Consider the following 12888-nt stretch of genomic DNA (forward strand, 5'->3'; position numbering starts at 1 on the left):
ACCCTGCATGACCGAGTGGTATTACGTCGATATCCGGCACGAGCGCCAAGGCCCGGTGTCCCCGGAGGCTCTCACGGGGCTCTACCGTTCCGGTGCCCTGACCAGTGCATCGCTTGCCTGGCGGGAGGGCATGAACCAGTGGACGCCGCTGGGCGAACTCGCGGTCGAACTCGGCATCGCGGACACGCGCCCCGTCCCGGCTTCACCTGCGCCCGCCGCGCAGGAGCCCGAACCGGAGCCGGCACCCGTAGAGCGCCCGCTGACCGGCCGGGCCGTTTTCACCGCCAGCGAACCCAGCTATGCACGGCATGCGCCAGCGCATGCCAGCCAGTCCGATGCCGTGGCGGCCGCAGCCGCCGCCACCCGCGCGGTTGCGGCGGGGGAATCCCCGGAGGCGGCCGCGTCGCCCTACGCGGCACCACGCGCGGACATGGGCCGCGTCACCTACAGCCCCCCCGTCGCGGATGGTCACGTGGTGTATGCCGGCTTCTGGAAGCGCGTGGCGGCCAGCTTCATCGACGCGTTCGCCATCGGCATCCCGGTGGGCATCGTGGCCACCATCATCGCCGGGCTGCTGGGCTTGGGCAGTTCGTTCGCCGATGGCTTCTCGGGGGCGGCGGGCGCTTTCAACGTCGGCGAAACCGCCATCTCGTACGTGCTTTCTGCCATGGCCTACGGCTGGTTCCACTCCGCAGCCGGGCTGATGGCCACACCCGGCAAACTGGCCATCGGCATCAAGGTGGTTCGCACCGACGGGGACAGGATCAGCTTCCTGCGCGGCTTCGCCCGCTACTGGGCCACCATACTGTCGGCCGTCATCCTCGGCATCGGCTTCCTCATGGCCGCCTTCACGTCGCGCAAGCAGGCCCTGCATGACCTGGTCTGCGACACGCTGGTGGTCGACAAGTGGGCCTTCACCTCGCACCCCGGGCGCCAGCGCGAAGAACTGGGGTCGGTGGCCCTGGTGGTGCTGATCATCGGCGGCCTGCTGATCGCCGGTGCGGTGATCCTGATGCTGGTGGCCTTCGCTGCCCTGTTTTCGATGAGCCGCTGACCGGCCCCACGGCGCGATCCGGGTCACGGAACCCGGCCCGGCCCCACCACGGCGGCTTGACAGGCCGGGGCCGGCCGTGACACCACTATAAATAGGAAATCTGAACGCCCGGGGCCCCCGCCCCGGGCGTCCGCTTCTCTGGCGCCCGCATCTGGGCCACCCTAGCCGGCCCCGGACGGCCCACCCGAACTCCCCTGAACCCCTGACATGCCCAAGCACCTGCTCATCGTCGAGTCGCCCGCCAAGGCCAAGACGATCAACAAATACCTCGGCAAGGACTTCACCGTCCTCGCGTCCTATGGCCACGTCCGGGACCTGGTGCCGAAGGAAGGAGCGGTGGACCCCGACAACGGGTTCGCGATGCGCTACGACCTGATCGAGAAGAACGAGAAGCACGTCGACGCCATCGCCAAGGCCGCCAAGGGTGCCGATGACATCTTCCTGGCGACCGACCCGGACCGCGAGGGCGAGGCGATCAGCTGGCACATCGCCGAGATCCTGAAGGAGCGCGGCCTGCTGAAGGACAAACCGCTGCACCGGGTGGTCTTCACCGAAATCACGCCGCGCGCGATCAAGGAAGCCATGGCCCAGCCGCGGCAGATCGCCGGCGACCTGGTCGATGCCCAGCAGGCGCGCCGCGCGCTGGACTACCTGGTCGGCTTCAATCTTTCGCCGGTGCTGTGGCGCAAGGTGCAGCGCGGCCTGTCCGCCGGCCGCGTGCAGTCGCCTGCCCTGCGCATGATCGTGGAGCGCGAGGAAGAGATCGAAGCCTTCATCGCCCGCGAGTACTGGAGCATCGAGGCCGAATGCGCGCATCCGCGCCAGGCCTTCACCGCCAAGCTGACGAAGCTCGACGGGCAGAAGTTCGAACAGTTCACCGTCACCGACGGCGACACCGCCGAAGCGGCCCGTCTGCGCATCCAGCAGGCCGCGCAGGGCATGCTGCACGTCACCGACGTGACCAGCAAGGAACGCAAGCGCCGCCCGGCACCGCCGTTCACCACGTCCACGCTGCAGCAGGAAGCCTCGCGCAAGCTCGGCTTCACCACCCGCAAGACCATGCAGGTGGCGCAGAAGCTGTACGAAGGCGTCAACATCGGCGACGAGGAAGGCACCGTCGGCCTGATCAGCTACATGCGTACCGACTCTGTGAGCCTGTCGGCGGAAGCGCTGGCCGAGATCCGCGACGTCATCGCGCGCGACTTCGGCACGCAGGCGCTGCCGGACAAGCCCAACGTCTATGTCACCAAGTCGAAGAACGCGCAGGAAGCGCACGAAGCCGTGCGTCCCACCAGCGCGCTGCGCACGCCCGCGCAGGTCGCCCGGCACCTGAGCGACGACGAGCGCAAGCTGTACGACCTGATCTGGAAGCGCGCCGTCGCCTGCCAGATGGTCCCGGCCACGCTCAACACCGTCTCGGTCGACCTGGCCGCCGGCAGCCAGCACAGCTTCCGCGCCAGCGGCACCACCGTGGTCGACCCGGGCTTCCTGGCCGTGTACGAGGAAGGCAAGGACCAGAAGAACGCCGAGGACGACGACGAAGGCCGCAAGCTGCCGCCGATGAAACCCGGCGACACCGTGCCGCTCGACCGCATCCACGCCGACCAGCATTTCACCCAGCCGCCGCCGCGCTTCACCGAAGCGGCGCTGGTCAAGGCGCTGGAGGAGTACGGCATCGGCCGTCCCTCCACCTACGCCTCGATCATCCAGACCCTGCAGTTCCGCAAGTACGTGGAAATGGAAGGCCGCGCGTTCAAGCCCAGCGACGTGGGCCGCGCGGTATCGAAGTTCCTGTCCGGCCACTTCACCCAGTACGTGGACTACGACTTCACCGCCAAGCTGGAGGACGAGCTGGACGCCGTTTCCCGCGGCGAGGAAGACTGGGTGCCGCTGATGGAGCGGTTCTGGGGTCCCTTCAAGGACCTGGTCGCCGAAAAGGCGGAGACCGTGGACCGCAGCGAAGCCACCGGCGCGCGCGAACTCGGTACCGACGCCAAGTCCGGCAAGCCGGTCAGCGTGCGCCTGGGCCGTTACGGGCCGTATGCGCAGATCGGCGACAAGGACACCGACGAGAAGCTGGAGTTCGCCTCGCTGCGTCCCGGCCAGTCGATGCACACCATCACGCTGGAAGACGCGCTGGAACTGTTCAAGCTGCCCCGCAAGCTGGGCCAGGACAAGGACGAGGAGGTCAGCGTCGGCATCGGCCGCTTCGGCCCGTTCGCCAAGCGCGGTAGCGTGTACGCGTCGCTGAAGAAGGAAGACGATCCCTACACGATCGACCTGGCGCGCGCGGTGTTCCTGATCGAAGAGAAGGAAGAAATCGCGCGTAACCGCATCATCAAGGAATTCGATGGCAGCGACATCCAGGTGTTGAACGGTCGCTTCGGCCCGTACATCAGCGATGGCAAGCTCAACGGAAAGATCCCCAAGGATCGCGAGCCGGCATCGCTGACGTTCGACGAGGTGACCAAGCTGCTGGAAGAAACCGGCAAGCCGGTGCGCAAGGGCTTCGGCAAGAAGACCGCCGCCAAGAAAGCCGTGGCGAAGAAAGAAGCCGCACCGAAGAAGGCTGCTGCCAAGAAGGCACCGGCGAAGAAGGCAGCGAAGAAAGCCACCGGGAAGAAGGCGACCACATCCGCCAGCAAGAAAACAGCAGCAAAGAAGACGGTGAAGAAGGCGGCATCCAAGGCGGTCGCCGGAGACGACGCTCCTTTCTGACCCCACCACGACGCCGACGACGCCATGCCCATCGAACGGACCATCGAGGAAGCCGCGGAAGTCATCCGCAGTGGCGGCATCGTCGCCTACCCCACCGAGGCGGTGTGGGGCCTGGGCTGCGATCCGTTCGACGAAGGCGCCGTGCACCGGCTGCTGGCGATCAAGCAGCGACCGGTGGAGAAGGGCCTGATCCTCATCGCTGCCACGCTGGAACAGCTCAAGCCGCTGATCGATGTCGCCGCCGTTCCGACGGACCGCCTCACCCAGGTGCTCTCCAGCTGGCCAGGCCCTCACACCTGGGTGATGCCCGCCACCGCGCAAGCCCCCCGCTGGATCACCGGCGTGCACCGCGGCATCGCCGTGCGCGTGAGCGAACACCCGGTCGTGATCGGCCTGTGCCAGGCCTATGGCGGCGCGCTGGTGTCCACCAGTGCGAACCTCAGTGGCAAGCCCGCCGTCAGCGACCGCGACGCCCTGGACCCGCTGCTGCTGCCACGCGTCGACGCCGTCGTCGCCGGCCACACGGGCGGCCTCGCCCGTCCCACGGTCATCCGTGATGCGCTGACCGGCCAATCGCTGCGCGAATGACTGGCGGCCGTACACGGCCGCCCTTCCACCTTCCCATCCCTCCGGCACGCGCGCACCATGGCCGCATGCTCCGCCTCGCCCCACCGCTGTTGACGATGCTGTTGACGCTGTCGCCTGCCGCCATGGGCGCGCAGGCGGCACCCGGCGCCGGGCAGGTCACCATCTACCGCTGCGTGACCGCCAACGGCAGCGTGGCGCTGCGCGATTCGCCGTGCCTGAAAGGCGAGAAGCAGGAAGTCCGCGCGATGCAACGGCCGCTGGATCCCGTGCCACCACCTGCTGTCGCTGCGCCCACGCCCGTGCCGCCACCGCCTGCCGAGCCGCCCCCCACGCGCGTGGTGTACCTCACCCCGCCACGGCCGATGTACGAATGCACCACGCCGGAGGGCAAGGTCTACACCAGCGACAACGACGACGGCAATCCGCGCTGGGTCCCGTATGGCGTGGCCTATCCCGCCTGGCCGCGCGTCGGAAGCAGTGCCAGCGTGTCCGGCAGTGTGTCGGTCGGCAACGGCCACCTGTCCTTCGAAAGCGGTGACCGCCGGCCACCGCGTCCCCCGGGTGGCCACCCGCCGGGGCCCGGCCCGGTGATCCTGCCCGGTGGCACCTGGGTGCGCGACACCTGCCACCCGCTGCCACAGCAGGAAGTGTGCGCGCGCCTCTCCGACCGTCGCTACGAGATCCTGCGCCGCTACGGCAGCGCCATGTCGAGCGAGCGGCGCGCGCTAGACTTGGAACAGCGCGGCATCGACGCGCGCATCGCCAACGATTGCAGGAATCCATGAGTCCCCCCGTGCGCGCCGCCCCCGCCTGTCTTCCGTTGCTGGTCCTGTGCTGGATCACCGCGACCCCGGCCGCCCACGCGGACGAAGTGACCATCTACCGCTGCACGGATGCGAGCGGCGCACTGACGCTGCAGAATTCGCCATGCCCCAAAGGCATGAAGCAGGAAGCGCGCACCATGCAGGGCGTCAACACGGTGCCGATGACGTCCGCGCCCACGGCCACGTCGCCCGCTTCGCCCACGCAGGCATCGCCGGCCATGGCCACGCCTGCCGCACCCGCATCCGCAACGCCTGCCGCGCCAGCGACCGCCGACAGCGCGCGCCGGCTGCCCCCGCCGGTGCTGTTCCAGTGCACGACGCACGACAAGGGCACCTACGTCACCGAAGACAGCGAACCCGCCTCGCGCTGCGTGACGTTGCGGACAGTGGGACTGGATGGCAACCCGCAATCCGGCGCCGGCCAAGCCTGCGAAGTCGTGCGCGACACCTGCGCCCGCGTGCCCGATGGCGCGCTCTGCGAGGCATGGCAGAAGCGCCTCGACGAAACCGAAGTGGCCTGGCGCTTCGCCCGCCGCGAGAACGTCGATCGGAACAAGGCCGAACACGAGCGCGTCGCGCGCATCGTCAGCGAAAGCAACTGCGGGCAATGACGCTGCGCCCCTGATCCCTGCATCGGCGCCTCGTCGTTGCATGCCCCTCAGTCTCGCGCCAGCGCCTGCAACCGCCACGCATCGCCGAGTCGCCCCTGCATGGCGGCCACCAGCGCATGCATCAACAGCAGGCGCTTGTCCGCCCCCGGCCGCTCCGCACGTGCCTTGCGCGCGTCATCGACACCGCGCGCGTGATAGGCCGCCAGCACCTGCACCGCCAACTCGTCGCGTCCCGGTGCGCGCGCGACCGGCGCATGGCCCAGCGCGCGCACCATCGCCTCCGCGGTGGACCATGTCGACCACGGATTCTGTCCGGTGATCACCCGACCATCGACCACCGTGTTGTCCAGGTACATCGGGCCTTCCACGTAACGCGCGCCCTTTTCCACCAGGCGGTCCTGCAACAGGTACGGGAAGCGCGCGCGTGCATCCTCGATCAGGAACAGCTCTTCCGCGTTGCTGAAGCCGGCCACGCGACGGCCGCGCAGCAGCGGCGTGCCATCGTCCAGCGTCACCTCCAGCAACGCGGCCGGCCCGTGGCACACCGCGCCAATCACACCACCTGCCTGGTACACCGCGCGCACCAGCCGCTGGATGGCCGGATCATCGGGGAAGTCGAACATCGTGCCCTTGCCGCCGACGAAGTACACCGCCGCGTAACGTGCGGGATCCACCTCTCGCACCGACAGGCTGGCATCGAGTTTCCCGCGCGCGACGGCATCGTTGAGGAAGGCATGGTCGGCTTCGACCATGTCCTCGTCATCCCGCCGCATCGGGGGTGATCCCCCTTGCGGACTGGCGATGTCGACGTCATAGCCGTTGGCCCGGAACACGTAGTACGCCCGCGCCAGCTCAGTCAGTTCGAAGCCCGCTTTCTTCTGGCCACCCGGGAAGTGCGAGGTGCTGGTGACCACCGCCAGGATCTTCCCGCGTGTCGGCGGCTGCGCATCGCGCATGAAGGCCAGGTCCACCACCGTGCTGTCCGGATCCGCAGGCGGCTGCGCATCCAGGTCCAGCGTGTATACGTAGGCGAACCCTCCGAGTCCCACCACCAGCATCGCCGCCAGGCAGGCCAACAGCCCGCGCTTGATCCATCGCCGCATCCCGATACCCTCATCTCCAGGTCGGCACACGCTACGTCGTGCGTGTAAAACGAACTTCAATCGCACCCTCCTTCGCACCGTGGCGACCGTCGCCGCACTGCGGAACATCGCGGACCGCGATGCGGCACGCGTGCGCAGGGCGCTGGGTAGAATCGGGTGTTCCGCCCTGGGAGACTGACCGATGCCGCACGACCCCCTGCCCCGCTTGGTCCGCGAGATGCGCCTGATGCGTGCCTACGCCGGCGCGCTGACCATGGCCTTCATCGCCTTGCTGCTGGTGGCCTTCAAGGCGCCCGACCCGCATTTCGAACGGTTGTCGGTGGAGCGGTTGGACATCGTGGACGCGGACGGCACGCCGCGCGTGGTGCTGGCCAACCAGCAGCGGTTTCCGCCGCCGATGTTGAATGGAGAAACCTTCAAGCGCGCCGTCACGCCCGCGGGACTGGTGTTCTACGACCGCAAGGGCAACGAAGTCGGCGGCCTTGCACTCACCGACGTGGAGGCCGGCAAGGTTTCGGCGCTTGCCTTCGACAATCCCAACATGGACGCCATCGGCCTGCTGACGCGCATCGGCGCCGACGGCGAGCCCATCAGCAGCGGCCTGCAGATCAACCAGGCCGTGCCCTCGCACGTGAAGGTGCTCGACGCGGCCAGGCAGGCCACGCGCCGCATCGTGATCCAGAACGAACGCAACGATGCCGAGATCCTGCTGGCCGACGCGAGCGGCAAGGACCGCATCCGCCTGCGCGTGGATCGTGCCGGCGACGCCCGCATCGAAGTGCTGGATGCGGACGGCCGGGTGGTTTTCAGCGCGCCGGAGGCGGCCGCCCGGACACCCTAGCGCACGGATCGACGGCAGGCCTGGGGCGCCAGGGCGTAGTGAAGCTGTCTGCTCGCATCCGCGGCGATGCGATCGGCGTCGCCGAACGCACTGTAGGCGAAGAAGCCGGACAGCGTTGCACCGGGTTCGACGCGCACCTCGCCGCAACCACCGGGGCAATAGACACTGACGAACTGACCCTGGAGCGGCAGGATTCCCGCCGCCGTCTCCAGGTACACCCCGGTGTTCTCGGCACGCAGCGTGCCCGGGGAGAGCGGCCAGCTGTCGCTGGACACGCACAGCGCGCGGTCGTGGCGCGACTGCAGTACCACGTCGAAGCGACGTTCCGCAGGATTGTCGCGGATATCCAGCTGATAGGCGTCAGGCGCCAGCGGTGCGCGCACCGAGGCGCAGGACGCCATCGCGATGACCAGCACCACCGCCATCCCGATCCGCTTGCCCATGCGCATCTCCATCGTCAGAACCCGTATCGCAGGAACCCGCCATCCACCGCTATGCACTCGCCGGTGACGTAGCTCGCCGCCGGCAGGCACAGGAAGGCGACGGCCCCGGCGACTTCTTCGGGTTCGCCGATGCGGCGCATCGGGGTGCGTTCGATCACTTCGTCGTAGTAGTCCGGGTCCGACAGGGGCCCGGACGTACGGCGCGTGCGGATGTACCACGGCGCCACCGCGTTCACGCGCACGCCGTCCTCGGCCCACTCGGCGGCCAGGTTGCGGGTGAGCTGGTGCAGCGCGGCCTTGGTCATGCCATAGGGCGCGCCGCTGCGCACGGCGGTCATGCCGGACACGCTGCCCACGTTGACGATGCACGAGGCGGCATGCCGCGTCAGCAGCGGATGCGCGTAGCGCGACAGCTCGAATGCCGAGAACAGGTTGGTCTCGAAGATGTTGCGCCACTCGTCCTCGGTGTAGTCCACCGCCGCGCGCGTGACGTTGCCGCCAGCGTTGTTCACCAGGATGTTGAGGCCGTCATCGTGGTCTTCCACCCAGTCCAGGATGGCCCGGCGATCCTCGTCGTCCGCCACGTCGGCAGCCAGCGTGCTGATACCGCGCTCGGGGAATTCCTCCGCCAGTTCGGCTCGCGCCGCCTGCAAGGCATCCTCGTCGCGCGCCACCAGCAGCACGTCGGCACCGAAACCCAGCAGCTCGCGCGTGATCGCCAGCCCGATGCCCGCACTGGCCCCGGTCACCAAGGCCAATTGCCCGTCCAATCGCCACCGGTTCGCCGCCACATGCGTCTCCTTCATCGATGGGCGTAGCATAGCGCCACGTCACAGGAGGACCGTCGCCATGATCCGGATCCGCCTCATCCTGCTCGCCCTGCTCACCCTGGCGTGCGTGGCCTGCCGCGCTCCCGAGCCGCCACCGACCGACGAGCCGCCGGAACCGCAGGCGGGCAGCGACAACGGCACCTCCTGATTCATCGATCACGCCCCTGCGCCAGCGTCGGGCGTCATCGATGGTTTCCGGGATAAAGTGCACTCGACCGATACCGCTCCTCGGACTGTGGCGGGGCTATGACCAGCTTATCGATTCAGCGTGCGCAAGCCGTGCCGCCCAGATGATGCCTCAATGGTGATCATCGAAGCGATGTGGTCGGCGCTGGAGCGCGAGGACTGAAACCTCATTCCATCGTTCGCCCACTTCAAGCATTCGACACTATGGCGAGGCCAGGCCGTCCACCTGATATAGAAGCCGACATCTGCTTCCTGAGCTCCGAAGACAATGGCAAGTCAGGCCCGATCCACTCCGGATACAGGCCACACCACGACTTTGGCCTCGATGGCATGCTCAATGACGCATATCACGAGTACATCGGCGTCGAATCCATTCCCCCGGGACCGCCGCACGAGCGCAGCTCTGGTTTCTCGCACCCGAGTATCAGGCTGGCCGCCTCCATCCCGGATTCAAGTTCATCGCCCAAGAAGGCTCGCACATCGTGGCCCACTGCGTGGTCGTCCACGTGGTCAATCCGACATTGCAAGCAGTTGTTTGAGAATCCTGCCTGATCACACGACCTCGCATGAACTCGCTCTGGCAATGCGGTCGTTGCTGATCACCCAAGCTCACACAGCGGCACTTCTCCCGGCCGCAGCGTCAGCACGCGAGCGCCGGTCCGCGTGACCGCAACCGTGTGTTCGAACTGGGCGGAGAGTTTTCCGTCGCGGGTGTAGACCGGCCACTGGTCCGGATGCGAGCGGATCGCCGCCTTTCCCTGGTTCAGCATGGGCTCGATGGTGAACACCATGCCCTCTTCCAGCTCAAGACCGGTGCCCGGGGTGCCGTAGTGCAGGACCTGCGGGTCTTCGTGCATCTCGCGACCGATCCCGTGGCCGCAGTATTCCCTGACCACGCTGTAGCCGTGCGCGCGCGCATACCGCGCGATGGCATGGCCGATGTCGCCCAGCCGCGCACCGGGTCGTACGGCAGCGATGCCCTTCCACATGGCGCTGTACGTGGCCGCCACCAGGCGCCGCGCCGGATACGCCACCTCGCCGACGAGATACGTGGTGCTGGAATCGGCGATGTAGCCGTTCTTCTCCAGCGTGATGTCCAGGTTGACGATCTGGCCGCTGCGCAGCACATCCGCCTCCGACGGCATGCCATGGCAGACCACGTCGTCGATCGAGGCATTCAGCACATATGGGAAGTCGTACTGCCCCTTGCTGGCGGGCCGCGCGTGCAGGTCGTCCACGATCATGCGCTCGACGAAGTCGTTGATCGCCATCGTGCTCATGCCTTCCAGGGTGAGCCTGCCGAGCGCGTCGAACACGGAGGCCAGCAATACGCCAGCCTCCGCCATCAACGCGAGCTCGGCCTCGCGCTTGATCACGCGTGTCCCGGGCGCACCGGCTGCGGTTGCACGCCCGCCGCGCGCAGCTCATTGGCGACGATGGCCTGGAAGCTCAGTTCCGGGTGCATCTCGCACAGCATCCCGACCTTGATCCAGAAGTTGGCCTGCGCATTGATCGAGCGGTGACTGACGGTGCAGGCGCGGCGGAGCTGGTCGTGCAGTGCGTCGTCGATGTTGACGATGCCCATGGAGGTGCCTTGAGAAGGGATGGAGTACATGAATCATATATGTTTCATATATTCACTGCCAGCCGGGCGATCCTGCACTCCGCGACCTGCATGGCAGGCGATGCCGCAAACGCAACGGGCCGCGCGGTTACCCACGCGGCCCGTCGATCATGCGATGACGATGAGGTTCAGAACCCGCAGAAGCAGTACGCCAGGCTCTTCACCGGGGCACCGTGGCGGTCGTTGACGGCTTCGTCGACGAAACGCAGCTGTGCTTCCATCTCCGGCAGGCTGCGCGCCAGCAGGGCGCGGGCGAAGTCGGAGTCCTTCAACCACGCCGAGCCCAGGCGGCTGCCGGCGAAGCCGCCCATGAACTGCGAGAACGGCGAGGACATCTTCTCGATGTAGCGCACGCGGTACTTGTCGGGTTCGCCCAGCTTGGCGCGCTTGGCGGCATCGGCCAGCGCCGCGTCCAGGCCGGCGAGTTCATCGACCAGGCCACGCTCCTTGGCCTGCGCACCGCTCCACACGCGGCCACGTGCCACGGCGTCGATCTCTTCGACCGGCTTCTTGCGCGCCTCGGCGACCTTGCCGGTGAAGTCGGCGTAGCCCTTGTCGATCACGGACTGGATCACCTGGCCGACCGCCGGGTCCAGCGGGCGGCTGATGTCGAACGCGCCGGCGAAGCGGGTGGTGCCCACGCCGTCGGTACGCACGCCGATCTTCTCCAGCGTGCGCGGCACGGTGGGGATCAGGCCGAAGATGCCGATGGAACCGGTGATGGTGGACGGGTCGGCATAGATGCGGTCGGCATTCATGCTGATCCAGTAGCCGCCCGATGCGGCCAGGTCGCCCATCGAGACGACCACCGGCTTGCCGGCCTTCTTCAGCGCAGCCACTTCGCGGCGGATCTGTTCGGAGGCATACACGCCGCCACCGGGCGAATCCACGCGCAGCACCACGGCCTTCACGTCCTCGTCGTCGCGTGCCTCGCGCAGCAGCGCCGAGGTGGACAGGCCACCGACGCGGCCGGCCGGCTGGTCGCCGTCGGTGATCTCGCCTTCGGCGACCACCACGGCGACCTGCGGGCGCTTGTCGAGCGGATTGGTGCGGGAATCGAGCTGGGACAGGTAACCGACCAGGCCGATGGCGCGGAAGCCGGTGTCGGAATCCTCGTCGGCCACGCCGCGCTCGATCAGCAGGTTCTCGACTTCTTCCTGCGTCTTCAGGCCGTCCACCAGCTTCTGCTGCAGGGCGTACTTGGCCAGGTCGCCACCGGCGGCGGCAATGCCTTCGGGCATGGTGTCGATGCCGGCGGCCAGCGCCTCGGGCGTGGTCTTGCGCACCTTGGCGATGTCGGCGAGCAGGCGCTGCCAGACGTCGTTCATCCAGTACAGGTCGGCTTCCTTGGCTTCCTTCGATGCAGCGTCCAGCACGTACGGTTCGGCCGCGGACTTGTATTCGCCCACCTTGAACAGGTGCACGTCCACGCCCAGCTTCTCCTGCAGGCCCTGGCGGTAGTACTGGCGATAGCGGCCCAGGCCCTCCAGCATCAGGCTGCCCATCGGGTCGATGTAGACCTCGTTGGCCTGCGCGGCCAGCAGGTACTGGGTCTGGCTGACGTTCTCGCCGAAGGCGACGATCTGCTTGCCCGAGGCGCGGAACTTCGCCAGCGCGGCGGCGACTTCACGCAGCGAGGCGTAGCCGGTGGGCTGCAGCTGGTCCACGCGCAGCAGCATGCGTTCGATCTTCTCGTCCTTCTGCGCGGCCTCGATGGCGCGCAGCAGATCGCGCAGCTGCACTTCCTCGGCGCTCTTGTCGCCGAACGCCTTGGCCAGCGCGCGGGTGGCGGGGTCGGCGGTGAACTGTTCCACCAGGCGGCCTTCCGGCGCCAGCACGAAGGTGGTGCGCTCCATCAGCGGCTTCACCCCGCCACTGCCGGCGGCGATGACGAACACGATGAAGATCAGGAACAGCAGCCCGAAGAAGATCAGGTTGAGGACCAGCTTGCGGGTGAAGTTCATCACGTCCCACAGGCCGACGAAGAACGTGGTGATCGGGCTGCGGCGGGGTGCAGGTGCGACTTGGCTCATGGGGAACTCCGGGAAACTGGGGTCACTGTAGCG

At 67.6% G+C, this 12888-nt stretch carries 13 protein-coding genes; 7 read left to right on the forward strand and 6 right to left on the reverse strand.

The features are described from left to right. Positions 1 to 7: 7 nt before the first annotated feature. The 5 genes from WBN46_RS15210 to WBN46_RS15230 all read left to right on the forward strand — a co-directional run bounded on the left by WBN46_RS15210 (position 8) and on the right by WBN46_RS15230 (position 5795). Positions 8 to 1054, forward strand: a complete 1047-nt coding sequence (locus WBN46_RS15210) for an RDD family protein (RefSeq protein WP_337732293.1) — start codon at positions 8 to 10, stop codon at positions 1052 to 1054. A gap of 207 nt (positions 1055 to 1261) precedes the next feature. Continuing rightward, the gene (locus WBN46_RS15215; protein WP_337732294.1) at positions 1262 to 3772 is read left to right on the forward strand and encodes a DNA topoisomerase I; all 2511 of its coding nucleotides are present in this window, start codon (positions 1262 to 1264) and stop codon (positions 3770 to 3772) included. 24 nt (positions 3773 to 3796) lie between these two features. Then, entirely contained in the window at positions 3797 to 4360 is a 564-nt protein-coding gene (locus tag WBN46_RS15220) for an L-threonylcarbamoyladenylate synthase (RefSeq protein WP_337732295.1), read from the forward strand. Positions 4361 to 4425: 65 nt separating this feature from the next. Beyond that, on the forward strand, positions 4426 to 5145 hold the full coding sequence (locus WBN46_RS15225) for a DUF4124 domain-containing protein (protein WP_337732296.1): 720 nt from the start codon (positions 4426 to 4428) through the stop codon (positions 5143 to 5145). Beyond that, positions 5142 to 5795: a DUF4124 domain-containing protein gene (locus WBN46_RS15230; RefSeq protein WP_337732297.1), complete on the forward strand. Its 654-nt coding sequence runs from the start codon at positions 5142 to 5144 to the stop codon at positions 5793 to 5795. The genes WBN46_RS15225 and WBN46_RS15230 overlap by 4 nt, the downstream gene beginning before the upstream one ends. 47 nt (positions 5796 to 5842) lie before the next feature. On the opposite strand, the gene WBN46_RS15235 is transcribed toward WBN46_RS15230, so the two are convergent. After that, positions 5843 to 6898, reverse strand: a complete 1056-nt coding sequence (locus tag WBN46_RS15235; RefSeq protein WP_337732298.1) for a type 1 glutamine amidotransferase domain-containing protein — start codon at positions 6896 to 6898, stop codon at positions 5843 to 5845. 181 nt (positions 6899 to 7079) lie between these two features. Between WBN46_RS15235 and WBN46_RS15240 the strand changes: the two genes are divergently transcribed. Then, a complete protein-coding gene (locus tag WBN46_RS15240) occupies positions 7080 to 7739 on the forward strand; it encodes a hypothetical protein (RefSeq protein ID WP_337732299.1) in 660 nt (219 codons plus the stop codon). Here the strand turns inward: WBN46_RS15240 and WBN46_RS15245 are convergent. Both WBN46_RS15245 and WBN46_RS15250 read right to left on the reverse strand, forming a co-directional pair. Then, positions 7736 to 8182 carry a hypothetical protein gene (locus tag WBN46_RS15245; protein WP_337732300.1) on the reverse strand — a complete coding sequence of 149 codons (447 nt, stop codon included), beginning with the start codon at positions 8180 to 8182 and terminating at the stop codon, positions 7736 to 7738. The two genes, WBN46_RS15240 and WBN46_RS15245, sit on opposite strands and share 4 nt — an antisense overlap. Before the next feature lie 14 nt (positions 8183 to 8196). After that, positions 8197 to 8973, reverse strand: coding sequence for an SDR family oxidoreductase (locus WBN46_RS15250; protein WP_337732530.1), 777 nt, complete (start codon positions 8971 to 8973; stop codon positions 8197 to 8199). Between the two features lie 58 nt (positions 8974 to 9031). Between WBN46_RS15250 and WBN46_RS15255 the strand changes: the two genes are divergently transcribed. Continuing rightward, a complete protein-coding gene (locus WBN46_RS15255) occupies positions 9032 to 9160 on the forward strand; it encodes a hypothetical protein (protein WP_337732301.1) in 129 nt (42 codons plus the stop codon). Positions 9161 to 9797: 637 nt separating this feature from the next. On the opposite strand, the gene map is transcribed toward WBN46_RS15255, so the two are convergent. The 3 genes from map to sppA all read right to left on the reverse strand — a co-directional run bounded on the left by map (position 9798) and on the right by sppA (position 12855). After that, positions 9798 to 10574: a type I methionyl aminopeptidase gene (gene map / locus WBN46_RS15260; protein WP_337732302.1), complete on the reverse strand. Its 777-nt coding sequence runs from the start codon at positions 10572 to 10574 to the stop codon at positions 9798 to 9800. Continuing rightward, positions 10571 to 10783, reverse strand: coding sequence for a ParD-like family protein (locus tag WBN46_RS15265; RefSeq protein ID WP_337732303.1), 213 nt, complete (start codon positions 10781 to 10783; stop codon positions 10571 to 10573). Before WBN46_RS15265 ends, map begins: the two co-directional genes overlap by 4 nt. A 167-nt stretch (positions 10784 to 10950) precedes the next feature. Continuing rightward, on the reverse strand, positions 10951 to 12855 hold the full coding sequence (sppA, locus tag WBN46_RS15270; protein WP_337732304.1) for a signal peptide peptidase SppA: 1905 nt from the start codon (positions 12853 to 12855) through the stop codon (positions 10951 to 10953). Between the last annotated feature and the right edge of the window lie 33 nt (positions 12856 to 12888).

Origin of the sequence: Pseudoxanthomonas sp. CCNWLW251 (assembly GCF_037402255.1) — a bacterium.
Lineage (GTDB): Bacteria > Pseudomonadota > Gammaproteobacteria > Xanthomonadales > Xanthomonadaceae > Pseudoxanthomonas_A.